24 protein-coding genes and 3 pseudogenes are annotated in these 25,503 nt (G+C 40.7%); all 27 read right to left on the reverse strand.

What is annotated here, in order from left to right:
• Nucleotides 1–4: 4 nt before the first annotated feature.
• The 27 genes and pseudogenes from dxr to rplS all read right to left on the reverse strand — a co-directional run bounded on the left by dxr (nt 5) and on the right by rplS (nt 25,426).
• A complete protein-coding gene (gene dxr, locus B7E06_RS11750; protein WP_082234165.1) occupies nt 5–1,150 on the reverse strand; it encodes a 1-deoxy-D-xylulose-5-phosphate reductoisomerase in 1,146 nt (381 codons plus the stop codon).
• 10 nt (nt 1,151–1,160) lie between these two features.
• Nucleotides 1,161–1,952: a phosphatidate cytidylyltransferase gene (locus tag B7E06_RS11755; protein WP_082234166.1), complete on the reverse strand. Its 792-nt coding sequence runs from the start codon at nt 1,950–1,952 to the stop codon at nt 1,161–1,163.
• 14 nt (nt 1,953–1,966) lie between these two features.
• Nucleotides 1,967–2,734, reverse strand: a complete 768-nt coding sequence (locus B7E06_RS11760) for an undecaprenyl pyrophosphate synthase (RefSeq protein WP_082234167.1) — start codon at nt 2,732–2,734, stop codon at nt 1,967–1,969.
• A 182-nt stretch (nt 2,735–2,916) separates the two neighbouring features.
• Entirely contained in the window at nt 2,917–3,474 is a 558-nt protein-coding gene (frr, locus tag B7E06_RS11765; RefSeq protein ID WP_082234168.1) for a ribosome recycling factor, read from the reverse strand.
• Between the two features lie 2 nt (nt 3,475–3,476).
• Nucleotides 3,477–4,199 carry a UMP kinase gene (gene pyrH, locus B7E06_RS11770; RefSeq protein ID WP_082234169.1) on the reverse strand — a complete coding sequence of 241 codons (723 nt, stop codon included), beginning with the start codon at nt 4,197–4,199 and terminating at the stop codon, nt 3,477–3,479.
• 128 nt (nt 4,200–4,327) lie between these two features.
• Nucleotides 4,328–5,212, reverse strand: coding sequence for a translation elongation factor Ts (tsf, locus tag B7E06_RS11775; RefSeq protein WP_082234170.1), 885 nt, complete (start codon nt 5,210–5,212; stop codon nt 4,328–4,330).
• 79 nt (nt 5,213–5,291) lie between these two features.
• Complete coding sequence (rpsB, locus tag B7E06_RS11780) at nt 5,292–6,044, reverse strand: 30S ribosomal protein S2 (protein ID WP_082234171.1); 753 nt, start codon at nt 6,042–6,044, stop codon at nt 5,292–5,294.
• Between the two features lie 479 nt (nt 6,045–6,523).
• On the reverse strand, nt 6,524–7,300 hold the full coding sequence (locus B7E06_RS11785; RefSeq protein WP_082234172.1) for a FliA/WhiG family RNA polymerase sigma factor: 777 nt from the start codon (nt 7,298–7,300) through the stop codon (nt 6,524–6,526).
• 349 nt (nt 7,301–7,649) lie between these two features.
• On the reverse strand, nt 7,650–7,838 hold the full coding sequence (locus B7E06_RS11790; RefSeq protein ID WP_082234173.1) for a flagellar biosynthesis regulator FlhF: 189 nt from the start codon (nt 7,836–7,838) through the stop codon (nt 7,650–7,652).
• Nucleotides 7,838–8,644: pseudogene (locus tag B7E06_RS11795) on the reverse strand (FHIPEP family type III secretion protein); the annotation flags it as partial. The pseudogene B7E06_RS11795 and the gene B7E06_RS11790, both read right to left, overlap by 1 nt.
• Before the next feature lie 148 nt (nt 8,645–8,792).
• Nucleotides 8,793–9,807, reverse strand: a pseudogene (gene fliG, locus B7E06_RS11800) (flagellar motor switch protein FliG).
• Nucleotides 9,808–9,819: 12 nt separating this feature from the next.
• Nucleotides 9,820–11,393: pseudogene (fliF, locus tag B7E06_RS11805) on the reverse strand (flagellar basal-body MS-ring/collar protein FliF).
• Between the two features lie 64 nt (nt 11,394–11,457).
• Nucleotides 11,458–11,754 carry a flagellar hook-basal body complex protein FliE gene (fliE, locus tag B7E06_RS11810; RefSeq protein WP_245807725.1) on the reverse strand — a complete coding sequence of 99 codons (297 nt, stop codon included), beginning with the start codon at nt 11,752–11,754 and terminating at the stop codon, nt 11,458–11,460.
• Between the two features lie 12 nt (nt 11,755–11,766).
• The gene (flgC, locus tag B7E06_RS11815; RefSeq protein WP_082234176.1) at nt 11,767–12,207 is read right to left on the reverse strand and encodes a flagellar basal body rod protein FlgC; all 441 of its coding nucleotides are present in this window, start codon (nt 12,205–12,207) and stop codon (nt 11,767–11,769) included.
• Nucleotides 12,208–12,209: 2 nt separating this feature from the next.
• Nucleotides 12,210–12,602, reverse strand: coding sequence for a flagellar basal body rod protein FlgB (gene flgB, locus B7E06_RS11820; protein ID WP_082234177.1), 393 nt, complete (start codon nt 12,600–12,602; stop codon nt 12,210–12,212).
• A 359-nt stretch (nt 12,603–12,961) separates the two neighbouring features.
• Nucleotides 12,962–13,741 (reverse strand): GTP-sensing pleiotropic transcriptional regulator CodY, encoded by a 780-nt coding sequence (gene codY, locus B7E06_RS11825; RefSeq protein WP_082234178.1) that lies wholly within the window; start codon nt 13,739–13,741, stop codon nt 12,962–12,964.
• 28 nt (nt 13,742–13,769) lie between these two features.
• Entirely contained in the window at nt 13,770–15,167 is a 1,398-nt protein-coding gene (hslU, locus tag B7E06_RS11830) for an ATP-dependent protease ATPase subunit HslU (RefSeq protein WP_082234179.1), read from the reverse strand.
• Nucleotides 15,168–15,180: 13 nt separating this feature from the next.
• Complete coding sequence (gene hslV / locus B7E06_RS11835; RefSeq protein WP_082234180.1) at nt 15,181–15,726, reverse strand: ATP-dependent protease subunit HslV; 546 nt, start codon at nt 15,724–15,726, stop codon at nt 15,181–15,183.
• Between the two features lie 9 nt (nt 15,727–15,735).
• On the reverse strand, nt 15,736–16,647 hold the full coding sequence (gene xerC, locus B7E06_RS11840) for a tyrosine recombinase XerC (RefSeq protein ID WP_082234181.1): 912 nt from the start codon (nt 16,645–16,647) through the stop codon (nt 15,736–15,738).
• Between the two features lie 260 nt (nt 16,648–16,907).
• The gene (gene topA / locus B7E06_RS11845; protein ID WP_082234182.1) at nt 16,908–18,989 is read right to left on the reverse strand and encodes a type I DNA topoisomerase; all 2,082 of its coding nucleotides are present in this window, start codon (nt 18,987–18,989) and stop codon (nt 16,908–16,910) included.
• A 165-nt stretch (nt 18,990–19,154) separates the two neighbouring features.
• The gene (gene dprA / locus B7E06_RS11850; RefSeq protein ID WP_082234183.1) at nt 19,155–20,021 is read right to left on the reverse strand and encodes a DNA-processing protein DprA; all 867 of its coding nucleotides are present in this window, start codon (nt 20,019–20,021) and stop codon (nt 19,155–19,157) included.
• Between the two features lie 100 nt (nt 20,022–20,121).
• Nucleotides 20,122–21,024 (reverse strand): succinate--CoA ligase subunit alpha, encoded by a 903-nt coding sequence (sucD, locus tag B7E06_RS11855; RefSeq protein WP_082234184.1) that lies wholly within the window; start codon nt 21,022–21,024, stop codon nt 20,122–20,124.
• Nucleotides 21,025–21,040: 16 nt separating this feature from the next.
• Nucleotides 21,041–22,201 (reverse strand): ADP-forming succinate--CoA ligase subunit beta, encoded by a 1,161-nt coding sequence (gene sucC, locus B7E06_RS11860; RefSeq protein WP_082234185.1) that lies wholly within the window; start codon nt 22,199–22,201, stop codon nt 21,041–21,043.
• A gap of 228 nt (nt 22,202–22,429) precedes the next feature.
• Nucleotides 22,430–23,209 (reverse strand): ribonuclease HII, encoded by a 780-nt coding sequence (locus B7E06_RS11865; RefSeq protein WP_082234186.1) that lies wholly within the window; start codon nt 23,207–23,209, stop codon nt 22,430–22,432.
• A gap of 73 nt (nt 23,210–23,282) precedes the next feature.
• Nucleotides 23,283–24,125, reverse strand: a complete 843-nt coding sequence (ylqF, locus tag B7E06_RS11870) for a ribosome biogenesis GTPase YlqF (RefSeq protein ID WP_082234187.1) — start codon at nt 24,123–24,125, stop codon at nt 23,283–23,285.
• Between the two features lie 16 nt (nt 24,126–24,141).
• Nucleotides 24,142–24,690, reverse strand: coding sequence for a signal peptidase I (gene lepB, locus B7E06_RS11875; RefSeq protein ID WP_082234188.1), 549 nt, complete (start codon nt 24,688–24,690; stop codon nt 24,142–24,144).
• Nucleotides 24,691–25,081: 391 nt separating this feature from the next.
• Entirely contained in the window at nt 25,082–25,426 is a 345-nt protein-coding gene (gene rplS, locus B7E06_RS11880; RefSeq protein WP_082234189.1) for a 50S ribosomal protein L19, read from the reverse strand.
• Nucleotides 25,427–25,503 lie beyond the last annotated feature (77 nt).

The raw sequence follows: 25,503 nt of genomic DNA on the forward strand, positions 1-25,503 counted from the left end.
CCTTTTAATTTAAATGGCTGCGGACACGCTCCCTGGTTGTCTTATCTATAGATAGTATGGCAGATAAGTCGGGGCTATGAATTTTATCATGCTGTGACAATTCTTTTTCTATGAGTCGTTCAATCTCAAGGAAGGATATCTTTCCTTCTAAAAACATCTGTACAGCCTCTTCATTCGCCGCGTTTAATACGGTAGTCATACTTCCTCCGGCCCGTCCGGCTTCGTAGGCCATTCTAAGACATGGAAATCTTTCGAAGTCCATTTTCTCAAAATGAAGAGCAGCGATTTCTTCGAGGTCAAGCTGCTTTGTCATCGGCAGTTCCATCCGGTCGGGATAAGTGAGCGCATATTGGATGGGCACTCTCATATCCGGTGTGCCCAGCTGTGCAATAACACTACGATCTATATATTCCACCATAGAATGGATGACGCTCTCTCTATGGAGGATAACATGAATCTGATCGTATGGGATGTTAAACAGCCAGTGAGCTTCAATAACTTCCAGACCTTTATTCATCATTGTGGCGGAATCAATTGTGATTTTCGCCCCCATGCTCCAATTCGGATGGTTTAACGCGTCATCAACAATTACTCCTTCAAGCTCACTTCTTTTTTTGTCCCGAAAACTTCCGCCCGAAGCCGTAATAATCAGTTTGTGGACATCCTCCATTTTTTCACCATTTAAAACTTGATAAATAGCTGAATGTTCACTATCCACCGGTAATAGTTTGACATTATGTTTTTTTGCCGCTTCCATAACAAGGTGTCCTGCAGTGACAAGAGTTTCCTTATTAGCGAGCGCTACTGTCTTCTTTGCTTCAATGGCTTTCAATGTGGCAGAAAGACCTACACTCCCCATTACGGCGTTTAAAACTATATCTACATCATCGGCTACACAGGCTTCAATTAAACCACCGGAACCGATTAAAATATCCGGAAGATCAATTTCTCCAGTCAGTTTTTGTTGTGTTTCTTCATCTTGGACGACGACTATTTTGGGACGGAACTCACGAATGAGCGGTATGGCCTTTTCGATATTTCTTCCAAAAGCCATGGAATATAAAGAGAATTCGTCTTTATGATTCCTAAGTACATCGAGAGTCTGCACTCCGATTGATCCAGTCGCGCCAAGCAGAGCAATTTGTTTCATTCTCTTCCCCCTAAACCTGTATAAATCCTATCAAATGCAAAATCGGCAGCATATAAATTAAGCTGTCAAAGCGATCGAGAACTCCTCCGTGTCCAGGCAGTATATTCCCTGAGTCTTTCACCGCATAATGACGTTTAAAAGCTGATTCTACCAGGTCTCCAATCTGACCGGCCATAGAAATAATAACTGTTACAAGAAGCACGACCATCATAGATGAGTGGATAGGATAAACCAGTTGGAAAATCAATGCTACCACACAGGCCAGTAAAATGCCTCCTACTGAGCCTTCGATCGTCTTCTTCGGGCTGATCTGCGGCCACAGCTTCCGTTTACCGAAAGCACGACCGAATAAATAAGCGCCTGTATCTGTTGCCCAAACGATGAACAGGGCATAGAAGATATATTCAAGACCCATAGAGCGTGTCTCAATTAAATAGTAGAAGCCCATCCCGATATAGAAAGCAGAAATCAGGAGAAATCCTGCATCATCAAATGTGAAGCGGTTCTTAACAAGTACTGTATAACTCAACAGCAACAGAACGGCCAGCAGGGTAATTTCGGATTTCGTAATCGGCAGTTCAAATTGTCCGAACATTTCTTCTTTGTACATTAAAGACCACATTAGTAAAAATGTGATGAGGGCGGAAACAGAATACTTTGCGATTTTCTTCATTCTCATTAATTCATAAATAGCGATAGTTGCAAGTAGATAAACAAAGAGCTGGAAAAAAAGTCCGCCCAAAATGACGATCGGTAAGAAAATTAATGCTGCAACGACTGCTGTAATTGTTCTTTGTTTCATTACAATTCCACACCTTAAATTCCGCCGTATCGACGCTTCCTGTTTTGGTAGTCGTAGAGGGCTTTTTCAAATAGGGCTTCATCGAAGTCCGGCCAGTAGACTTCCGTAAACCAGAATTCTGCATAAGCCAGCTGCCATAACAAAAAGTTACTAAGCCTCTGTTCTCCGCTTGTGCGGATTAACAGATCAGGCTCAAGCAGCCCTGAAGTATATAAATGAGATGTAAACATCTCCTCGTTAATATCCTCTGGAAGAAGTTTGCCTTCTTTTACTTTTCCGGCAATTTCTTTCACCGCATCTACCATCTCATACCGGCTGCCATAATTTAAAGCAAAATTTAAAATAAGTCCAGTATTATTAGAAGTGCGCTCTACAGCCTCACTTATTGCCTTCTGCGTATGAGCCGGCAGGATGCTCGTCTCCCCAATAGTTTGTACTCGCACATTTTTTTCTATTAATTCCGGCAAGTATGTACTTAAAAAGTCAACTGGAAGCTTCATAAGAAAATCAACTTCATTTTTAGGTCTTTTCCAGTTCTCTGTGGAAAAAGCATATAGGGTAAGGACGCTTACTCCAAGATCAGAAGCATATCTGACAATTTTTTTAACAACACTCATCCCTTCCTTATGACCGGCAATTCTGGGCATTCCGCGGTTCTTCGCCCAGCGTCCATTCCCGTCCATAATAATCGCAACATGCTTAGGGATCTGCTTGTAATCTAAACCAAGTGTTGGTTGTATTGATTCCTTCTTTGATTTCGTAAATGGAAACTTGATTGGCATGAAAAATCCTCCAGTCCTATGGCTCCATTATCTTATTATATACTATTATCCTACATCATGCTTTTTCTCTTTTTAAGAGAATATAGCGAAGAATAATTAAGATATGGCTGCCCGCTGCCAAAAAGTATAGCAAAATTAAAGCCGCACTGCCAAATAGCAACAGTGCGGCTTTAAAGGCTTTATTACACTTCCATCATTTCTGCTTCTTTTGCTTTGGCAAGCTTATCGATTTCAGCGATGTTTTCATTGGTAACTTTTTGCACATCTTCCTGGTAAGAACGAAGATCGTCTTCTGTAAGCTCTCCATCTTTCTCAAGCTTTTTCAGCTGGTCATTAGAGTCACGGCGTATATTTCTCACTTGAACTTTTGCTTCTTCTGAGTATTTGCCGACAACCTTCACAAGATCCTTACGACGCTCTTCAGTTAAAGCAGGAATGTTAATTCTTACGATATTTCCATCACTTGAAGGTGAAAGCCCAAGATCAGCTTTTTGGATAGCTTTTTCAACTTCAGAAATGGCTGATTTATCATAAGGTGTAATTACTAACAGACGAGGTTCTGGTGCTGAAACCTGCGCTAATTGGTTTAACGGTGTTGCAGCTCCATAATAATCAACATAAACATTGTCAAGCAGTGACGGGTTCGCACGGCCTGCTCTGACTGTCGCCAGCTGGCGTGAGAAAGCCTGGACTGCCTGCTCCATTTGTTGCCTAGTTTCGTTAATAACAGCTTCAGACATGCTTATTTCCCCCTTACAATAGTTCCAATATTTTCACCCATTACAGCTTTTTTAATATTACCTTCTTCTGTAATAGAGAATACCAGTAAATCGATATCGTTGTCCATACATAAGGAAGAAGCTGTGGAATCCATTACGCCAAGTCCTTCATTTAATACTTCCAGATAAGACACTTGATCGTATTTCTTCGCATCCACGTTCACCTTAGGATCATCCGTATAGACACCGTCTACATTATTTTTAGCCATAAGAATAACGTCAGCCTCGATTTCAGCCGCTCTTAAGGCAGCTGTTGTATCTGTTGAAAAATAAGGGTTTCCTGTTCCGGCAGCAAAAATAACGACACGCTTTTTCTCTAAGTGGCGAATGGCTTTTCTTCTGATGTAAGGTTCGGCCACCTGTCTCATTTCAATTGAAGTCTGCACTCGAGTTGGAATTCCGATATTTTCCAGGCTGTCCTGCAGTGCTAATGAGTTCATGACCGTTGCCAGCATACCCATATAGTCGGCATTGGCGCGATCCATGCCCATTTCACTGCCTACTTTCCCTCTCCAAATGTTGCCGCCGCCTACTACAACAGCAACTTCTACTCCTAGTTCGGCTACTTCTTTTATTTGAGAAGTGATCGAATGGATAACTCTTGGTTCAATTCCAAATCCATTTTGGCCGCTTAACGCTTCCCCACTCAATTTTAATACAATCCGTCTGTAGCGCGCTGTGTTCATAGAAACCTCCATCAATCCCTTATTTAAGCTACGTTTCTTTTAGTTTATGTAGCTCGCTGTTTACTTACTCTGCATACTCAGGTTATAAAATAGGGAACACAAAGTGTTCCCTATTTTCAGGTACTGTCTTATTTTTTAACTTGGCTCATTACTTCATCAGCAAAGTTTTCTTCACGTTTCTGCATGCCTTCGCCTACTTCAAAGCGCACGAAACCTTTGATTTCACCGCCAGCAGACGCTACATATTTTTTAACTTTTTGGTCTGGATCTTTAACAAAATCCTGTTCAAGCAGGCAGATTTCCTGGAAGAACTTGTTTAGACGGCCTTCCACCATTTTTTCTACGATGTTTTCAGGCTTACCTTCATTAAGAGCTTGAGTCTTAAGAGTTTCACGCTCAGCATTAGCTTCTTCTTCAGGGATTTCGTCACGGGAAACGTAACGTGGATTTACTGCAGCTACGTGCATAGCGACGTCTTTTGCAACTGTCTCATCTGTAGAACCTTCAAGAACAGTTAATACACCTATACGTCCACCCATGTGAATGTAGGCACCAAATGCATCGTTATCCGTTTTCTCTTTTACTACAAAACGACGAAGGGAGATTTTCTCACCAATTTTAGCCACGATATCTGTAATGAAATCACCAAGCTTACGGTCTTCTCCACTTACTTCCTGTTCAAGAGCTTCTTCAACAGTCGCCGGCTTGTTCGCGATTAGGTGCTGGCCGATCACATTAAGAAGGTTCTTGAACTGATCGTTCTTTGTTACGAAGTCAGTTTCACAGTTTACTTCCAGAAGAGCAGCCGTATTTCCTTCTACCGCGATATAAGCTGATCCTTCAGCAGCGATACGGTCTGCTTTTTTAGCAGCTTTGGAAATACCTTTTTCACGTAACCAGTCAATTGCTTTATCCATGTCACCATCAGTTTCAGTCAGCGCTTTCTTACAATCCATCATACCTGCGCCGGTTTTTTCACGAAGTTCTTTTACCATTTTTGCATTAATAGCCATGTTATAGCCTCCTTAAATATTCTTGCTTTAAAAAAGGTGATAAAAGGTATATCCCCCTTATCACCTCTTGAGTCCTTAATTACTCTTCTACGGCTTCTGTTTCTTGTTCAGCATTAGCTTGAACTTCTTCTTCTGCTACTTCGTTCTCTTCACCTTGCTTAGCTTCAAGAACGGCGTCAGCCATTTTAGCTGTCAGAAGTTTAACCGCACGAATAGCATCATCGTTAGCTGGAATAACATAGTCAATTTCATCTGGGTCACAGTTTGTATCAACAATTCCAACTACCGGAATATTTAATTTATGAGCTTCTGCAATCGCGATGCGCTCTTTACGAGGGTCAATAACAAACATCGCATCTGGAATAGAAGTCATTTCTTTAATACCGCCTAGGAATTTCACAAGACGATCTTTTTCTTTTAATAGGTCAACTACTTCTTTCTTAGGAAGTACGTCGAATGTGCCGTCTTCTTCCATACGCTCAATGTCTTTTAAGCGGTTGATACGCTTGCGGATCGTTTGGAAGTTTGTAAGAGTACCACCTAACCAACGCTGGTTGATGTAATACATACCACAGCGGGTAGCCTCTTCACGCACAGTGTCCTGAGCTTGCTTCTTAGTACCGACGAAAAGAATGTTTCCGCCTTCCTCAGCAACCTGACGTACATAATTGAAAGCTTCATCTACCTTCTTCACAGTTTTCTGAAGGTCGATGATATAAATACCATTACGTTCTGTGAAGATGTACTTTTTCATCTTCGGGTTCCAGCGGCGAGTTTGGTGTCCGAAATGCACACCAGCTTCAAGCAGCTGTTTCATTGAAATTACAGACATTTAAAAGTCCTCCTGTTTGGTTTTTTTAGTATCCTCCGCTTCCATCATTTCTCGCCTAAAACTCTTCTATTAAAAGAGCAACCTTTAGGCAGGATTAAGAAACGTGTGTATTGACACCGTCAGTAAATATACCATAATAGACCAGGCCAATCAAGTTTTAAGGATGATTTTTTTCAGCAAATTTTAAAACGAGCTCAATTACTGTCTGTTCTGTCTCTAAATTCCTGACGATCTTCTATACCGGATCTCCTTTATGGGAAAGAGAAGCGCCTAACTTTTGATTCTCTTTATAAATCCTTACAAATATAGGAAAACAGCTCATCATCTCTTTGAGAGCCTGCTGGTAAGGGCTTTCCATCTCTTGTAAATGCTTAATTTTGCAGACAATATAATAGAGAAAAGAATTAAGATTCCAAGGATGATAAATCTGATAATCAAAATAAAGTATATCACGTTTATCTCTCGCTCGCTAAGGTTGACTATACAGTGTCCGCCACATTTTGTAATGAACTTCGCAGTTTAAAAATTGCCTTCGCATGAATCTGTGAAATTCTTGAAGTACTCAGGTCTAGTACTTCCCCAATTTCTGTCAACGTCAATTCCTCAGTGTAAAATAAACTTATTATCAGTTGTTCTTTCTCATTCAGCTTTTTTATATGCTGTGTGAGCTCATTGATGCTTTCTTTATTTTCAACATATTCATAAGGGGTTTTTGTATTTTGATCAGGGATCGAGTAACCAATCCCTTCTTTTCGTCCCTCATGATTTCCTTTCGCCTTTTCTTCCATAGATAAAATATTAGCGAAAAGTGAATCCTTCACTATTTCTTCCACTTCATTACGAGACATTCCTATTTCATGAGCAATTTCCTCTGAAGAAGGCAGCCTCTGAAGCTTCTGTTCAAGTCTTTCTGAAACAATGTCTATCTTTTTTGCCTTTTCACGTGCAGAGCGTGAAAGCCAGTCCTCTTTTCTAAGACCATCTATAATCGATCCTCTAATGCGAAATGAAGCATATGTATCAAATTTCAAATCACGAGATAAGTCAAATTTCTTTATTGCATCATACAATCCTAATAAACCAAAACTTCTTACATCCTCTGCAGTAACGTTTTTTGGAAGATGTGCGGCGATACGCTGGACGTGAAAAGAGACTAAATAATCGTATAGTTTTACAAGTTCATTGGCAGTCTCACTATTGCCTTCTTCTATCCAGCGGGTCCACAGTTCCTGTTCACATATTGTTGAGCTGTGCATAAGACTCCCTCCTTTTTAAAATACCAGGCGGCCCTGACATCGCGCCTTTCATGAACTAGAGCGTTCCAAAGGCAGTGTCATTAAAAACATACTCCCTTGATCCACCTAGTGATTCATTCGTATTTCTTACAACATTGAGACCAACGCCCCGGCCGGAAATCTCAGAAGACGGGAGAGCTCATTGAACCCCATTGAACCAGCCATTCCCTTAGCTGAACGGAAAATTTTAGTGCTTAGCTGGCGACTGCCTGAATTGTTTTTTAATTTCATTAAAAGATTTATTCATCGATTGAAGGTGTTCCTTACTTTCAACAATAAAAAAGTCTAAGTATTGAGTTGTGTCCATTGGTTATTCTCCCTTGCTGTATTCCGGACCACATACTGCAATAACTTCAATTATCCGCTTTTTAAAAATACCGAAAAACCCTCCAGGCTTAACTTCTTTAGAGTTTAAAATGACGGCATCCTGTCCCAATTCTTTCTTTACTTCTTTCATGACTTCATGCATTGACGGCCCCTTGAATTTTTTTATTTCCATTAAATATTCACCACCCCTATACTTTCTACTTCTACTGTTGGCTCAAGCTCGTTATATGAAAGGATGATAACTTGCGGGTAATACCTTTCAAGCAGTTGTTTAACATACATGCGGACAGCTGGGGAACATAGAATTACAGGTTTTTCCACCTGGAGTGATGCTTGATCAATCTGCTGTGATACGTTGTTCAAAATGCCTTGCTGACTTTCAGGGTTTAATGAAAGATAACTTCCGTGTTCTGTCTGTTGAATATGATCGGCAATCAGTTTCTCCACTTTACCAGACACTGTAACAACACGGATGTTTTGATCCTCACTTATGTACTGCTTTGTAATTTGGGCAGAAAGGGACTGGCGAACGTATTCCACCAGCAAGTCTGTATCATTTGTCATTTTCCCAAAATCAGCCAGTGTCTCAAAAATAACAGGAAGGTTTTTAATAGATACGTCTTCTTTTAACAGCTTAGAAAGCACTTTCTGTACTTCTCCAACAGAAAGGGGTTCCGGCGTTACTTCCTCTACAAGAATTGGATAAGATGCTTTTAAATGGTCGATCAGCTGCTGGGTTTCCTGCCGTCCCAGCAGCTGATGTGCGTGACGCTTCATCATTTCTGTAATATGTGTGGATACTACACTCGGAGGGTCAACTACCGTATAGCCTGAGAGTTCAGCTTCATCTTTCATATCTTCAGTTATCCATTTAGCAGGCAGGCCAAAGGCAGGCTCCTTTGTATCTATACCTTCAATCGTGTCGATTTTTTTCTCTTCCTGTACCCATTCATTCCTCTTCAGCTGAATTTCTTCTTCTGCCTGTTGGATGTACAGTAATGCTTTTTGCTTCGCATCATCTACGGCGGCTTCTGCATGAAGGAGGTGTTCTTCTGTTTCTATAGAAGGCTGTTCATTGTTCTTAACAGAGATTTGACGATGAGTAATTCGCCGGCTCTCATACGTGTTAGACAATAATGTCATCTCCTCCCCCACGGGCGATTACGATTTCACCGATGTCTTCGAGTTTTCTAATCGAACCGACCACGCGCGTCTGGGCTTCCTATGACATCTTTCAAACGGACTGGACCCATAATCTCCATTTCTTCTTTAAAAACTTCAGACATTCTGTCAGACATATTGCTAAAAATTAATTCTTTTACTTCTTCACTCGCTACTTTAAGCGAAAGACGAAGATCATCATTATCAACTTCTCTTATTAAACGCTGAATGGCACGGTTATCCAGGATCACAATATCCTCAAAGACAAACATCCTTTTCTTAATTTCCTCAGCCAGATCAGGATCCTGGATCTCAAGGGCGTCAAGGATTGTACGCTCTGTACTGCGGTCCACCCCGTTTAAAACTTCTACTACTGACTGAATACCACCTGTTTCGGTATAGTCCTGATTTACAGTAGCTAAAAGCTTTTTTTCCAGAATACTTTCTACCTGACTAATAATTTCAGGAGAAGTGGAATCCATCTTAGCTATTCGCCGGGCTATATCTGCCTGCAGCTCTTGAGGAAGCTCAGATAAAATCTGGCCAGATTGGGTAGCATCCAAATAGGAAAGAACCAGGGCGATCGTCTGAGGATGCTCATTCTGTATGAAGTTTAAAATCTGGTGAGGATCAGCCTTTCTCGCGAAATCAAACGGCTTCACCTGCAAAGAAGATGTCAGACGATGAATGATCTGGTCTGTTTTAGACTCACCGAGTGCTTTTTCAAGAACTGTTCTTGCATAACCTACTCCACCCTGGGATATATAGTCCTGAGCCATAGCTAACTGATGAAATTGTTCAAGAATATTTTTATTTTGCTTAGAATCTACTTTTTGTACGGACGAAATTTCTAATGTTAATTTTTCGATTTCTTCTTCTGATAGATGCTTAAATACTTGCGCTGCAGAATCAGGTCCTAAAGAGATTAATAGCAATGCAGCTTTCTGTATGCCTGTTAAACTGTACGGTTTTAAAGTCAAAATAACCTCCTCCTAATCTTCCGCCATCCATGCACGTAACAGCTTGGCAAAGTCATCTGGTTTCTCCCGTGCCATTCGTTTCAAGCTGTTTTTTTCTTATCGTGGCTTCTGTCTCTTGTTCTTTTAACTCAGCTACATTCTCAGAAGTGGCTGACACAAGTTCTTCAAAAATTTCTTCATGTTCATAGTTGTCTTCTTTTTTTCTTCTTAGAAGCAGCCATACCAGCAGGATTACAAATAAGAAAAAGCCTCCTCCCGCCGCAAATATCCAAGTTGGTATGCCGGCAGATTTTTGTTCAAAAGGAGTTATACCTTCAAACGGCTGAAATACAATGGATGTTTTATCTACCACATCAATTTCACCATAGCTCTGGTCAACAGAAGTAGATATCATAGAGGAAAGGATCGACTGAATTCCTTCTTCTACATCCATTTGCTCCTGCTGTGTCAAAGTTACTATCTGTTCACCTTCGGCTTTTGTATTATCTACAGCCACCTGAATCCCCAGGTCGCGTATTTTATAAGGAGATTCTTGAATTTCCTTCTGTATTCGGTTGTATTCATTATTGATCGTTTCCTTTGTTCTTTCGTAGTTACCCTCTCCATCACCATCGACCGCTTCGTAGCCAGGAACATCTTCTTCTCCTGTCCCCGCTACCCCTCCAACAGGCACACCGCCCTCATAGGCTTCTTCTATACGCTCTATACTAATTGGAAGGCCTTCCATTTCCTCTTCGTCGAAAGGCTCGACAAGAGATTCTGTACGGTTTTCCTGCGTAAAATCTATATCTGCTGTAACTGATGCAACTACGCGATTATGTCCAATCATCGTACCCAGCATTTTTTGGACCCGCTGCTGAATATCTCGTTCAATTTCTTCTTTTATACTTGCTTGATATGTATAAGAATCAGTTCCTTGAGCAAGTTCAGAAGAATTTTGGTCAAAATAATTAAAGTTTTGATCCATAATGACGATATTATCCTTAGAGAGGTTTGGAATAGACTTTGAAACTAAGTTATATAGTGTTTCCACCTGTGTTGGCTGAATATCATAACCTGGTTCTATTTGAAGCACTATAGAAGCAGATGCCTCCTGACTTGTCTCAGAAACAAATACTTCTTCTTCTGGAATATTTACCATAACCTTCGCATCTTGTATTCCTGAAATCCCCTTCATTAAGTTCGCAAGCTCAGTCTGCATGGCATCTAATTTGATGACGTCAAATTCATTGTCTGTCATTCCCCACGAAATATTGCCACTAAAGAATCCGTAATCAATGTTTCCCGTATTTGGAATTCCTGATGCTGCCCGCCTGGCTGTCCGGAACTGAAATTGTCGTTCCTCCATCACCGATTTCATAAGTAATCCCCCGGGCATCAAGCTCCTCTTTTACCTGTCCTACTTCAGAAAGAGATAAATCCTCATAAAGCTGTACCATATGGGAGTTAGGAGAAAGCAAGCTGACAGCAGACAGAATAAGGATGAAAACAGCTGTTACACTAATAAGAAAACTTTTCTGTTTTTTTGATCTTTCTTTCCATAATATTTTTACTTTATTACCATAGAAATTTATTTTATCTTTCATAATTGCCCCCAAAAAATGCACAATCCAAGCGAATTAATGTAGAAGATTATAGGTTTATGTTTTTTTATACCTGTATACGCATAATTTCTTTATAGGCATCGATCAATTTGTTTCTAATCTCTACCGTCGTCTGCAAAGTTACCCCTGCTTTTTCTGAAGCGATCATAACGTTATGTAGATCATTTGCTTTCCCTGCCGCTAATGCTTTTGTCATTTGGTCTGACACTTTCTGTGTTTCGTTCAGCTGCTCAATTGCATTATTTAATACAGATGCAAATTGAGAATGAGCATTGGCAGGAGTTTGAAATTTTTCGTATTGTACTTTAGGCTGGATGGCATTAAGCTGAGTAACCTTAACCAATTTTATCCCTCCTTATTTCCCAATCTCTAACGCCTTCATAAGAATGCCCTTTGATGCATTTAAAGCCGTTATATTAGCTTCATAGGATCTAGTGGCACTCATCATATCCACCGTTTCCTTTAAAGGATCCACGTTAGGCATTTCTACCATTCCCGCTGCATTGGCATCTGGATGGTCAGGATTATACAGCTGCTTAAATGGAGATTCATCGTTTGTAATTTCCACAGATTTCACCCCGTTCACCTTAACAGCTTCCTGAAAAACTGAATGAAAGGTGGACTCCTGCGGCTGAAGAACTGCCATTTTCCTCTGGTATGGCTCCCAATCGCCTTCTTCATTTAAAACAGCTCTTGTCGTTTGAGCATTAGCCATATTGGATGAAGCAATATCCATTCTCAGCCTTTGAGCTGTCAAGTCGCTGCCACTAATATTCATAGAGTGAAATATGCTCATAATTAACTTCCCCCTCCCCTGATGACTTCTTTCAGACTGTTAAACTTCCCGCTTAACCTTTCCACCAGTGCCTGATATTGAATTTGATTTTTAGCTAAATCGATCATTTCTTTATCAATATCAACATTATTGCCATTGTGATGGTATGTAGTGTTGTCTCTTGACGTAATGCGGAAGAGAGATTCATTTTGTTCAAAAGATAAATGCCTGGGCTGGGTTTTTTTCGCTTCCAAACTGCCGGTTTCTCTATCTAGTGCTTCCCGAAAGGTGACCTGTTTGGCTTTATAATTCGGAGTATCCGTGTTTGAAATATTGGCAGAAATCATCTGGTTTCTTTTTGCTGAAAGATTTAATGATTGCTCAAGCGTTGTAAATGTATCATTAAACAGTTTCATAGTTACCTCCCTTCAACAAATTTCTGCATTTCCTACGCATTTTTCAGGATGACTTTATGTCTATAAACAGAGGATTATTCTCTATAAACTTTTCAAACTGATCCTATTCACCTGTTTTGTTTATCAAATAACACCGGTAAAACATACTATTTGTCGAAATAACTATTATAAAGAACATTATTACATAATAATTGCAGAAAAGGAATTACATTTAACAAACATAAAAAAAAGCCCTACTAATTGTATAGAATATAGTTAAATTAGAGGGTTTGTTTGGCTGAATATTGTTTTTTACTAGATCTAAATAACTATAAATTACTTAAATAAAAAAGCAGCTCCATTTAGGAGCTGCTTTAGTCTTAGTTCGAACGCAGCTTCTGCAGTTCAACTAAGAAATTATTATTTAAAACTTTAATATATGTCCCTTTCATTCCAAGGGAACGAGATTCGATGACACCAGCACTTTCAAGCTTACGTAGTGCATTTACAATAACAGACCTTGTAATCCCTACGCGATCTGCAATTTTACTTGCAACGAGCAAGCCTTCGTTACCTTCTAATTCATCAAAAATGTGTTCAATGGCTTCCAACTCACTGTAAGATAGAGAACTAATTGCCATTTGCACGACCGCTTTGCTGCGTGCTTCCTGTTCGATTTCTTCCGTCTTCTCATGAAGGATTTCCATGCCGACAACGGTGGCGCCATACTCAGCTAGAAGCAGGTCATCTTCATTAAAACTTTCATTTAGACGACTCAGAATTAGCGTACCTAAGCGCTGTCCTCCACCAATAATGGGAACAATTGTCGTTAAGCCTTCTTCAAATAGTTCCTTGTTCTCCACAGGAAATGCCGTATATTCACTTTCAATATCAAGGTTTGGAGTCGTTTCCTGAATGTTAAACAGATTTTGAGTATATTCCTGTGGGAATTGACGCTCAGAAATCATAGCCTGCATTCGATCATTTTCAATCTCCTGCTTGATAGCGAAACCTAAAAGCTTCCCGCGACGGCTCAGTATGAAGGTATTCGCTCCGATAACATCGCGAAGTGTCGCAGACATATCGTTAAAGTCCACCGACTTCCCTGTAGTTTTTTGCAACATTGCATTAATTCTTCTTGCACGGTTTAGTAATTCCATGTTTCTTCCTCCTAACAATTTTAAATAATTACAGTATAAATCTGCTTAAATCCTTGTTTTTCACAATAGTAGATAATTTACTTTCAACATATTGAGGCGTTATTTCAATGGTTCCCATTTTAATGTCAGGAGCTTCAAACGAGAGATCTTCCAGCAGTTTCTCTAAAATAGTGTGTAATCTTCTCGCTCCGATATTGTCAGTTTCCTGATTAACCTCATAAGCAATCTCTGCGATTCTTGTAATAGCATCGTCAGAAAATTCAACCTTTATACCTTCCGTTTCCAATAAAGCTTTATATTGTTTTAAAAGGGCATTGGAAGGTTCGATCAAAATACTTCTGAAATCTTCAATGGACAGCTTGTTAAGCTCTACACGGATCGGGAAGCGTCCCTGCAGTTCGGGGATTAGATCAGAAGGTTTAGCCATATGAAAAGCACCAGCTGCAATAAACAGGATATGATCTGTAGAGACTGGGCCGTGTTTTGTAACGATAGTGGATCCTTCAATAATTGGAAGGATATCGCGCTGTACCCCTTCTCTTGAAACGTTACCCTGATTTTCGCCTTTTGCAGCAATTTTATCAATTTCATCAATGAAAATCATGCCGGACTGTTCCACCTTTTCAACAGCTTCCTGGCCGATTTCATCCATATCTACCAGCTTCTGAGCTTCTTCCTGAGTAAGAACCTTACGGGCATCTTTCACTGTCAGCTTACGTTTTTTCTTTTTCTTTGGCATAAACTGGCTGAAGGCATCCTGCATATTCATCCCCATTTGTTCCATACCTGCACCTTGCAGCATGTCGAACATAGAGGACTGGTTTTCCTCGACCTCCACTGTTACCATCCGATCTTCGAGCTCACCCAATTCAAGCTGGTGACGGATCCTGCTCCGTTTTGTTTCAATTTCAGAATCCTCTTCCCGATCATCGTTGGATGTATCTGTTTGACCAGACTGCTGGAACAGCATTTCAAATGGATTTTTCATATTATTGGCTTGTTTTTTCTTTGAAGGAACAAGCAGCTTAACGAGACGTTTATTCGCCTGATCCTCGGCTCTTTCCTTAACGGCTTCCATCTTCTCTTCTTTCACCATTCGAACAGCCATTTCTACTAAGTCTCGGACCATAGATTCGACGTCTCTGCCAACATACCCTACTTCTGTAAACTTGGTGGCCTCTACTTTCACAAAAGGGGCTCCTACAAGCTTCGCCAGACGACGGGCTACTTCTGTTTTACCTACACCCGTAGGGCCTATCATCAAAATATTTTTAGGTACTACTTCGTTTTTTAAGTCATCGGTCAGCTGCATTCTCCGGTAGCGGTTCCGTAAGGCTACGGCTACTGAACGTTTTGCATCTGTCTGTCCGATAATATATTGATCCAAACGCTGAACGATCTGTTTAGGCGTTAATTGAATAGACACGAAGGCATCCTCCTTATTCGAGTACCTCTAGAGTAATTTGGTTATTTGTAAACACACAGATTTCACCCGCTATTTCCAGGGCAGCATTCGCAATTTCCGGAGCAGTTTTATCAGGAGAATACCTTTTTAAGGCACGCCCTGCACTGAGAGCATAATTTCCTCCAGATCCGATGGAGAGAATACCATCATCCGGTTCTATTACTTCCCCAGTTCCAGAGACGAGAAACATTTTGTCTTTATTCATAACTATAAGCATAGCTTCAAGCTTTCTTAAAACTTGATCACTGCGCCATTCTTTTGCTAATTCAACTGCTGCTCTGGCAAGATTTCCATCAAACGCTTCAAGTTTTCCTTCGAATTTTTCAAATAACGTGAAGGCGTCAGCTACAGAACCGGCAAAACCGGCGAGTACTTTATCATTGAATAGGCGGCGCACTTTAACGGCTTTGTGCTTCATAACGACTTGATTGCCAAGGGTCACCTGGCCGTCGCCGCTCATCGCACACTGACCGTTATGCTGTACGGCAAAAATAGTTGTTGCATGAAATTGCTGGTTCATTTAAACACCTCATTCTTTATTGGCACGCGGATGACTGTTCATATATACATTTCGCAGTCTGTCTTTTGTAACGTGGGTATAAATTTGAGTCGAAGATAAATGTTCATGCCCTAACAATTCCTGTACAGAGCGTAAATCTGCTCCCTCATTGATTAAGTGGGTAGCAAATGTATGCCGTAGTTTGTGGGGATGTATATTAACTGTAAGGGCGGCTTCCTCAACCATTTTATTTAAAATACCTCGAATCCCTCTTGCTGTAATACCATTTCCTCTAGCATTAAGAAAAATTTTATCTGTTTCTTTGCTGCTTTTGGCCTGAAGAACATACCTGCCATCTTCTATATAGCGAATCAAAGCATCCTTAGCAAATTCGCCAAAAGGTACATAGCGTTCTTTTCTTCCCTTGCCGCGGACAAGCACCGTCGTTAAAGATAAATCTAAATCTTTTTTTTCAAGTCCAACGCACTCGCTTACACGCATACCCGTAGCATACAAAATTTCTAAAATCGCCTGATTTCTTTGCCCAAGGGGTGTCTTTAAATCACTTACTGTAAAAAGCTTCTTCAGCTCTTCCTCATAAAAAAACTGCGGGATCGGCTGCGACTGTTTAGGAAGATGAATGCGTAGAAAAGGATTATTCTTTACGACTTCTTCCCGTTCAAGAAAACGATAAAAACTTCTTAAGCATGACAGCCTCTTTGAGACAGATCTTCTTGATAAGTTCTGCTCATAAAGACCAGACAAGTAGATTCTAATCACTGAATCATCAAGCTCTTCTAAGTGCTCAAGACCTTCTTTGTCCATAAATATGAATAAGTTTTCAATTTCATCGCTGTATTGACTTATGGTCAAGGGTGATGCATTTTTTTCAATCTGCAAGTATTCAATAAAAAGCTGTTTCAGCTTTTTTCCATTGTTCATAATTCACCTCGCAAAGCGTTTAAATTTTATCACACTACACCCTAATATAACAACGAATTTAATAAAATTGTAACAAAATTCTGAATTGTTCATAGTCTGTCCTTATAGTATACGGCTGTATCTGTAAAATATAAACATGGAAATTTACTGTCAAGTAAATTTCCTTACCAAACGGTAATTATAGCTTTACCTTTATCAACTGTCAAACAATTTCTTTAAAAAAGTCCTATGGCCGGCTCAGTTAGCCGGCCATAGGACTTTTATGACTGCTGTTCTTCCTTATAATCACATTCTGTACACTGAATCTGTGTACCTTTTTTATTTTTCTTTTCAACAAGCAGTGAACTGCACTTAGGACATGGGCGGGTAATCGGTTTATCCCAAGAGATGAAATCACACTCTGGATAACGCTCACACCCAAAGAATTTCCGGTTTTTCTTACTTTTTCTTTCAACAACTTCTCCTTCTTTACATTTTGGACAAGTCACTTCGATTTTCTTTAAGATCGGCTTCGTGTTTCGACACTCCGGAAAGTTAGAGCAAGCTAGGAATTTACCGTATCTCCCCATTTTATAGACCATTTCATGACCACAGTTTTCACAGTCAATGCCAGCAGGTTCATCTTTAATTTCTACATTTTCCATTTCTTTTTCTGCTTTTTGCAAGCGAGGCTCAAAGCCCTGGTAAAAGTCTGAAATAATGGAAACCCAGTTTTGTTTTCCTTCTTCAATGGAATCGAGTTCATCTTCCATTTCCTTTGTAAAATCTACATCTATTATTTCAGGGAAATACTCTTTTAGCTGCTCAAGAACGATTTCTCCGAGTTCTGTAGGAACAAAACGTTTGTTATCAAGTGCTACATAACCACGCCTCTGAATCGTGTCAAGGGTCGGTGCATAAGTAGAAGGCCTTCCTATCCCTAGCTCTTCCAATGTCCTTACAAGCCTTGCTTCCGTATATCGTGGAGGCGGTTGAGTAAAGTGCTGGTTGGGCTTAATTGCTTCTGCTTTAACTTTCATTCCTTCTTCAAGGTTAGGTAGCAGCTTATCGGTTTCCTTTTTCTGATCGTCGCTGCCTTCGATGTAAACCTTCATAAACCCTTTAAATTTCACCTTAGAGCCTGTAGCACGAAATTCTACGCCCTCGTTATAGAGATGGACGGTCATCGTATCGAGCACAGCTGGAGCCATTTGACTTGAAATAAACCGATCCCAGATCAATTTATATAGGCGGTACTGGTCTCTTGATAACGCAGACTTCATAGACTTAGGATCTCTGTTTGCCCCAGTAGGACGGATGGCTTCGTGTGCATCCTGAGCTCCACTGTTTTTTCCTTTACCATTACTTTTCTCGGAAGCTAAAAACTCTTTACCAAAGTTTTCTTCAATATAATTCTTTGCTTCTTCTTTAGCCGTATTGGACAGCCTTGTTGAATCAGTACGCATATAGGTAATTAAACCTGTAATGCCTTGTTTTCCTTTAAGGTCAATACCTTCATAAAGCTGCTGGGCGACCATCATTGTTTTCTTCGCCCTGAAGTTCAGCTTACGAGCGGCTTCCTGCTGCAGGGAGGAGGTAGTAAATGGAAGTGAAGGATTACGTCTTCTCTCCCGTTTATATACTTTCTCAATGGTAAATTGATTACCTTTTATTTTTTCTTGAATCTTCTTTACATCATCTTCTGATTTAAGCTCTGCCTTTTTCCCGTCCACTCCGTAAAAGAAACCTTCAAATGGTTCTTTACCTTTTAGGAATTCAGCGTCAATCGTCCAGTATTCTTCCGGCTTGAAGTTTTTTATTTCATTTTCACGGTCGACAATAATTTTCACAGCTACAGACTGGACTCTCCCTGCACTCAACCCTTTTTTTACTTTTTTCCATAGGATCGGACTGATATTGTAGCCGACAAGCCGGTCAAGTACTCTCCGAGCCTGCTGGGCATCCACTAGATCAACATCGATTGATCTGGGCTGTTTGAAAGAGTTCTTTATCGCATCTTTAGTAATTTCATTAAAAACGACACGGCAGTCAGACTTATCGTCAATTTCCAGACTATGAGCCAAATGCCACGCAATAGCTTCCCCTTCACGGTCGGGGTCGGCCGCAAGGTATACTTTTTTTGCTTTTTTTGCTGCTGATTTAAGTTCTTTTAAGACGGGACCTTTCCCCCGTATAGTTATATATTTTGGTTCAAATTCATTTTCCACATCGACACCCATCTGACTTCTAGGTAAGTCTCTGATGTGTCCTAATGATGCTTTAACTTTGTATTTCTTTCCAAGGTATCGTTCAATCGTTTTAGCTTTAGCAGGTGATTCAACGATTACTAGATAATCTGCCATGTAGTTTCCTCCCATAGAGGTATTTCTGTATTATATATATATCACAAATCTTCCCTATTATTAAATATAATGAAACCGTTTGTCAAACAAAGCTTAGTAATTGTGATGAAAATTTATGCCTCAGATGTGTGATTTATCACTCTCTTCAGCCAATTTCTAATATTTTCAGTAATAATCTTGAAGAATATCCTGATAGTCTTTTACGAGCTGAGCTCCCTGCTGAATAATGTGGTGGCAGCCTTCACTTGTCGGTAAACCGATAGGTCCTGGTACTGCATATACATTCCTCCCTTGCTCTAACGCCTGGTCTACTGTTATGAGCGAGCCACTTCTCATTCTGGCCTCAATGACGAGTGTTGATTCAGTAAGCCCTGAAATAATTCGATTCCTTTCAGGAAAATGATACTTTCTCGGGGGGCGATCTGGAGGGTACTCACTGATCAGCAGTTGGTGTTCAGCTAACCTATTATAAAGGGATGGATTGTTCTTCGGGTAAGGAAAATGGAATCCCGAGCCTAGTACTGCAATGGTTGACCCGCCATAATCCAACGCGAGCTGATGAGCCTTTTGGTCAACACCGGAGGCCATTCCGCTGACTATTAAAAAATGGGCTTTTATTAGAGGAGGAAGCAGTCTTTCCATCGAAGAATAAGCATAATCAGAAGGTGTCCGCGTTCCTACTACACTAAGCGTTAAAGAATGAGAAAGCAAATTCTGATTACCTTTTGTATATAGTACAAAGGGCGGATCGGGAATATGACGAAGAGACTGAGGAAATTGTTTATCGAAGAAAGTAATTGTAGAATTTCCTTTATTTATTTTGTCGAGTTTCTTCATTATATTGTCATCTTTAATCAGCTGTAAAATAGATTGGGATCTTTTATAAGGGATAGATAAAGCTGAGGACAAATCTGTGGGACTGAGCTGGAAGAGATGTGTAAGGAGATCTTCTTTCATCATTTTCCTGATTACCGGTCTTGTAACAAATGGATTTTGACTTAATATAAGTAAAGCATCACGTTTCGACAGCATATATCATCCTCTTTCTTTGTTATTTAGTTGGTATGAAATCGTATAGATTTTAAACTTAGGAAAAAACCGTGTCCATTTAAACAGACACGGTTTCATTTATTTAGTGAGTTTTACATTTATCAAAAAGATTTTCCTTTTTAAGGACGTCAATAAGTGTTTCACCCATGACAGAAGGAGTTTCAGCAACTTCTATGCCACACTCGTTCATTACACGGATTTTCTCATCAGCCGTTCCTTTACCACCGGAGATAATAGCCCCCGCATGTCCCATTCGCTTTCCAGGAGGAGCTGTACGTCCACCGATGAAGCCTACTACTGGCTTATTCATATTGGCCTTCACCCATTCAGCAGCTTCTTCTTCTGCTGTTCCGCCAATTTCACCAATCATAATAACTGCTTCAGTTTCGTCATCTTCATTAAAAGCTTTTAATACATCGATAAAATCAGTACCGTTTACAGGATCACCGCCAATACCTACTGCTGTAGATTGACCAAGCCCTGCTTCAGAAAGCTGGTGAACAGCTTCATAAGTTAAGGTTCCGGAACGGGAAACCACTCCAACATGGCCTTTCTTGTGAATATAGCCAGGCATAATACCAATCTTACATTCGTCCGGTGTAATAACTCCCGGACAGTTCGGTCCTACAAGGCGTGTCTTCTTGCCTTCCATATAACGTTTTACTTTAACCATATCAAGTACTGGAATATGTTCTGTAATACAGATAGCAAGATCAAGTTCTGCATCTGTTGCTTCCAGGATAGCATCAGCAGCAAACGGTGCAGGTACGTAAATTACAGAAGCTGTAGCTCCTGTTTTTTCTACGGCTTCAGCAACTGTATTAAAAACAGGGATTCCTTCAACTTCTGTCCCGCCTTTACCAGGGGTTACCCCGCCGACGATTTGAGTACCATATTCAACCATTTGTTTTGTATGGAATAAAGCTGTTGAACCCGTAATACCCTGTACGATTACTTTAGTATCTTTATTAATATAAACGCTCATTCGATTCCCCGCCTTTCTACTTCACTAATTCTACGATTTTTTGTGCACCGGCAGCCATGGAGTCTGCTGATGTGATATTCAGACCAGACTCATCAAGAATTTTTTTGCCTGCTTCAACATTTGTACCTTCAAGACGAACAACAAGCGGCAGAGTCAAACCGATCTGCTTAGTTGCTTCTACAACACCTTCTGCAATTACGTCACACTTCATAATTCCGCCAAAGATGTTAACGAAGATACCTTTCACATTTTCATCAGACAGAATGATTTTGAAAGCTTCTGTAACTTTTTCCGTAGTCGCTCCGCCTCCCACGTCAAGGAAGTTAGCTGGATCGCCGCTGTAGTGCTTAATCGTATCCATCGTAGCCATTGCGAGTCCGGCACCATTAACCATACAGCCGATGTTACCGTCTAAAGCAATATAGCTAAGGTCATACTTAGATGCTTCAATTTCTTTTGGATCTTCTTCATCTAAATCACGAAGTTCAGCCACGTCTTTTTGACGGTATAGAGCATTATCATCAAAGTTCAGCTTGGAATCTAAGGCTAAAACATCTCCGTCTCCAGTCGTTACAAGCGGGTTAATCTCAGCAATAGAGCAGTCTTTTTGTACAAATACTTCATAAAGGCCAAGCATGAATTTTACAGCTTTTCCGATCTGCTCTTTTGGAATGTTAATGTTAAATGCTAAACGGCGCGCCTGGAATCCTGTTAAACCGACAACAGGGTCGATTTCTTCCTTGAAGATTTTTTCAGGAGTTTCAGCTGCTACCTCTTCAATTTCTGTTCCACCTTCTTCAGAAGCCATCATTGTTACTCGGCTTGTTGCACGGTCAAGTACTAGACCTACATAGTACTCACTTTTAATGTCACAGCCTTCTTCAATGAGTAAGCGCTTTACTTCTTTTCCTTCTGGTCCAGTCTGATGGGTAACGAGTGTTTTGCCCAGGATCTCATCCGCGTATGTACGCACTTCGTCAAGATTTTTTGCAATCTTAACTCCTCCAGCCTTTCCTCGTCCGCCGGCATGGATTTGCGCTTTTACGACAGTGACACTGCTGTTCAGTTTCTCAGCTGCTTCAACAGCTTCATCTACTGAATATGCCACATAGCCTTTTGGCACTGGAACGCCAAAATCGCTCATAATTTGTTTCCCTTGGTATTCATGAATGTTCATCTTTCATCCTCCCATCAAAATTCACTGCACTCCCATTGTATAAAAAAAACCCGTAAATTGTCCACAGTAACCGTGCTTCTTGTCGAAAAATTCAAAATAGTTAACCGTAATAATATTATGTAAACACAGAAGACGGTGTACAGCAGGTTTTCCTGCCCCACGTGTTTTACCAGCCAGTCCAGTACTGTCCTGACTGATAACATTGAGAAATGTTTTGCTTTCATCGAACTAAATGGAAGACCTTTCCTTTACAGGTGAAAATGTTTTACGATGTTGCGGGGTGGCTCCATACTTATCAAGGGCATTTAAATGATGTTTAGTCCCATAGCCTTGGTTGCTTTCAAACCCGTAATGTGGGTATTTATCTCCAATGTTTTTCATCATGCGGTCACGTGTAACTTTTGCAATAATGCTGGCTGCTGCTATAGAAACACTTTTCTGATCACCTTTTATGACTGATTCTTCTGAACAACCTGCATTAATTTTCATAGCATCAATTAAAAGATGGTCAGGGTTTACATTAAGATTTTCTACGGCAAGACGCATCGCCCTTTTAGCCGCTTGATAAATATTCAGGCGATCAATTTCATCACTAGATACAATACCTACTCCAACCTCAGCCTGTTCCCTTATGTATTCATAAAATAATTCTCTTTTTTGCTTAGAGAGAAGTTTTGAATCATTTAATTCTTCTAAATAGAAGTTTTCTGGCAACACAGCTGCAGCCGCTACGACAGGACCTGCAAGCGGTCCTCTGCCGGCTTCATCAATCCCCGCTATTATCGTTTTACCATTATTCCTTGCTGTATTTTCGTAAGCTTTCATCTCTTCGAATTTACTCTTCAGCTCTGCCTTATGTATCGCTTTCTGATCATACTGATCAAGCAGATGCTGAACCCCTTTTCGCTTATCACTTCTAAGGCCTGAAATTTCATCAGCTGTAAAATCTCCGCTGTCTAGAAGAAGTTTAATTTGCTTTATAGTATAAACCACTGTGGACCCCTCCATTTTTTATTCTATCTGACAACCCAATGTAGTAACAAAACAAAAACGCAACCGGGAAACCTCCCCATTGCGCTTTTTATTCCGGCTGGTCAAAGCTGATTCTCCCAATTTTTCCTGAACGGAGATCCTGTAATATAACATCTGAAGTCTTATCGAAATTAACAACTCCTCCGCTCTCCAGACAGCCTCGTTTTTTGCCGATCGCTTCAAAAGCTGCCATTATATCATTCACTTCCAGAAGATCATAGCGGCTCTCAAGAAATTTCGGATAATAGTTTGCTAAATAATCCAAAATATAAGCAGCAACATCTTCCTTAGGGAGAATCGTATCTTTTATCGTTCCAATAGCTGCCAGACGGTAGCCAATTTCTTCTTCCTCAAATTTTGGCCAAAGAATACCAGGTGTGTCGAGCAGTTCAAAATCTTTCTTCACTTTGATCCACTGCTGTTTCTTTGTAACACCGGGACGATCTCCAGTAATTGCTGTCTTCTTATTAGCCAGTCGATTAATTAACGTGGATTTCCCTACATTTGGTATTCCCAGGATCATCGCCCTTAAGGCACGCGGACGAACACCTTTTGCCATCATTTTCTCAATCTTGCTTTTGCCCAGTTCTTTGGCCAAGGATACGACCTGCTGGACATCCTTACTATCGTTTGCTTCAATAGCAAGCGCATGAGTACCTTGTTCTTTGTAATGATTCAGCCATTGTTCAGTAATATTTGGATCTGCCAGATCCTTTTTCATCAGAACCACCATTTTGGGTTTACTCTGCAGCAGCTGATGCAATACCGGGTTTTCTGAAGAAACCGGAGCACGGGCATCTACAAGCTCAATTACAAAATCAACGAGCTTCACCTTTTCTTCAGCTTCCCGCTTTGCTTTAGCCATATGTCCAGGATACCATTGTATTGTCATGAATAACTCTCCTTTTTTAATCAGTGAGGCCGACTCTGTCTAATGGCCAGTAAGTAAACAGTGCTTCTCCAACCAGCTGATCATAGGAAACCATTCCAATCGAACGACTGTCTGTGGAATTGTCACGGTTGTCCCCGAGCACCAACACATATCCTTCTGGTACAGTAGAGTGCCCTCCCGGAAGCTCTTCAATCGTAAAATCATCTGTTAAATCCTGGCCTGATGGTATTGCCTGTTTCTGTTCTTCAAGGTAAGGCTCTTCCACCGGTTCACCATTAATATACAACTGATCATTCTGCACGGCTACACTCTCACCCGGCAGACCGATTACCCGCTTAATATAATCCTGTTGATTATTAGCGTGGAAAACCGTTATATCAAATCGATCCGGTTCTCCGACAGTATAATTAATCTTACTTACAATTAAGTGCTGTCCATTATGTAAGGTTGGCAGCATGGACGGACCTTCCACAATCACCGGAGCAAATAAAAAAACACGCACAATAACCGCCAAAACCGCCGCAATCGCGAACGCCTTAATCCACTCAAACCATTGCTTCTTCATAAACTCTTCTCCTTTTATAGAAATGCGAGAGGGGCTGGTTAGGCCTGACACGCATAAGCAAAACCATGCAGTGGCGGTCTTTGCCACGTAATGGGATTGCTTATGACGCGAAGGCCTGCCCCTCGCAGCTGGACATTTGAAATGCGGAAGTGGCCGGGTTGGCCCGACACGCATAAGCAAGATGGCGGAACGGGGCGATTTTCCCCCGTGCAGGCAGATTGCTTATGACGCGAGGGGCTGGCCACTGCAGCTGGACATTTGAAATGCGAGAGGGGCTGGTTTGGGCTGAAAGCCATAAGTAAAACTATATAAATGCGGCCCAACAAGCCAGCAAAAATTATGTAAATTTAGAAAAAAGGAGCTTGACGAATGCAAGCCCCTTTTTGCTAAATTAGATGATTTCTTTAATACGAGCAGCTTTACCGCGAAGATTACGCAGGTAGTATAGCTTCGCGCGACGTACTTTACCGCGGCGAGAACGCTCAATTTTTGCAAGTCGTGGTGAATGTACCGGGAATGTACGCTCAACACCTACACCGTAAGAGATTTTACGGACAGTAAATGTTTCACTGATTCCACCATTTTGGCGCTTGATAACAACACCTTCAAAAACCTGAATACGTTCACGGTTACCCTCAACAACCTTAACGTGTACCTTAACAGTATCACCAGGGCGGAAGTCTGGGTGGTCTGTACGAAGCTGATCCTTCGTAATGTCATGAATTAATTGTTGCATTATATTTCACTCCTTCTCAACTAATGCTCATACCTTCTATGAGACAGCGGAACATCGTTATCCGCTTAAACCGAACG

This window comes from Halobacillus massiliensis, from assembly GCF_900166625.1.
In the GTDB taxonomy this organism is placed as follows: domain Bacteria; phylum Bacillota; class Bacilli; order Bacillales; family Halobacillaceae; genus Halobacillus_A; species Halobacillus_A massiliensis.

Coding starts and splice junctions, on each gene's coding strand:
- dxr (WP_082234165.1), bottom strand. CDS start 1,150: ATGAAACAAATTGCTCTGCTTGGCGCGACTGGATCAATCGGAGTGCAG.
- B7E06_RS11755 (WP_082234166.1), bottom strand. CDS start 1,952: ATGAAACAAAGAACAATTACAGCAGTCGTTGCAGCATTAATTTTCTTA.
- B7E06_RS11760 (WP_082234167.1), bottom strand. CDS start 2,734: ATGCCAATCAAGTTTCCATTTACGAAATCAAAGAAGGAATCAATACAA.
- frr (WP_082234168.1), bottom strand. CDS start 3,474: ATGTCTGAAGCTGTTATTAACGAAACTAGGCAACAAATGGAGCAGGCA.
- pyrH (WP_082234169.1), bottom strand. CDS start 4,199: ATGAACACAGCGCGCTACAGACGGATTGTATTAAAATTGAGTGGGGAA.
- tsf (WP_082234170.1), bottom strand. CDS start 5,212: ATGGCTATTAATGCAAAAATGGTAAAAGAACTTCGTGAAAAAACCGGC.
- rpsB (WP_082234171.1), bottom strand. CDS start 6,044: ATGTCTGTAATTTCAATGAAACAGCTGCTTGAAGCTGGTGTGCATTTC.
- B7E06_RS11785 (WP_082234172.1), bottom strand. CDS start 7,300: ATGCACAGCTCAACAATATGTGAACAGGAACTGTGGACCCGCTGGATA.
- B7E06_RS11790 (WP_082234173.1), bottom strand. CDS start 7,838: ATGGAAATAAAAAAATTCAAGGGGCCGTCAATGCATGAAGTCATGAAA.
- flgC (WP_082234176.1), bottom strand. CDS start 12,207: ATGAGCATATTTCACTCTATGAATATTAGTGGCAGCGACTTGACAGCT.
- flgB (WP_082234177.1), bottom strand. CDS start 12,602: ATGAAACTGTTTAATGATACATTTACAACGCTTGAGCAATCATTAAAT.
- codY (WP_082234178.1), bottom strand. CDS start 13,741: ATGGAATTACTAAACCGTGCAAGAAGAATTAATGCAATGTTGCAAAAA.
- hslV (WP_082234180.1), bottom strand. CDS start 15,726: ATGAACCAGCAATTTCATGCAACAACTATTTTTGCCGTACAGCATAAC.
- xerC (WP_082234181.1), bottom strand. CDS start 16,647: ATGAACAATGGAAAAAAGCTGAAACAGCTTTTTATTGAATACTTGCAG.
- topA (WP_082234182.1), bottom strand. CDS start 18,989: ATGGCAGATTATCTAGTAATCGTTGAATCACCTGCTAAAGCTAAAACG.
- dprA (WP_082234183.1), bottom strand. CDS start 20,021: ATGCTGTCGAAACGTGATGCTTTACTTATATTAAGTCAAAATCCATTT.
- sucD (WP_082234184.1), bottom strand. CDS start 21,024: ATGAGCGTTTATATTAATAAAGATACTAAAGTAATCGTACAGGGTATT.
- sucC (WP_082234185.1), bottom strand. CDS start 22,201: ATGAACATTCATGAATACCAAGGGAAACAAATTATGAGCGATTTTGGC.
- B7E06_RS11865 (WP_082234186.1), bottom strand. CDS start 23,209: ATGGAGGGGTCCACAGTGGTTTATACTATAAAGCAAATTAAACTTCTT.
- ylqF (WP_082234187.1), bottom strand. CDS start 24,125: ATGACAATACAATGGTATCCTGGACATATGGCTAAAGCAAAGCGGGAA.
- lepB (WP_082234188.1), bottom strand. CDS start 24,690: ATGAAGAAGCAATGGTTTGAGTGGATTAAGGCGTTCGCGATTGCGGCG.
- rplS (WP_082234189.1), bottom strand. CDS start 25,426: ATGCAACAATTAATTCATGACATTACGAAGGATCAGCTTCGTACAGAC.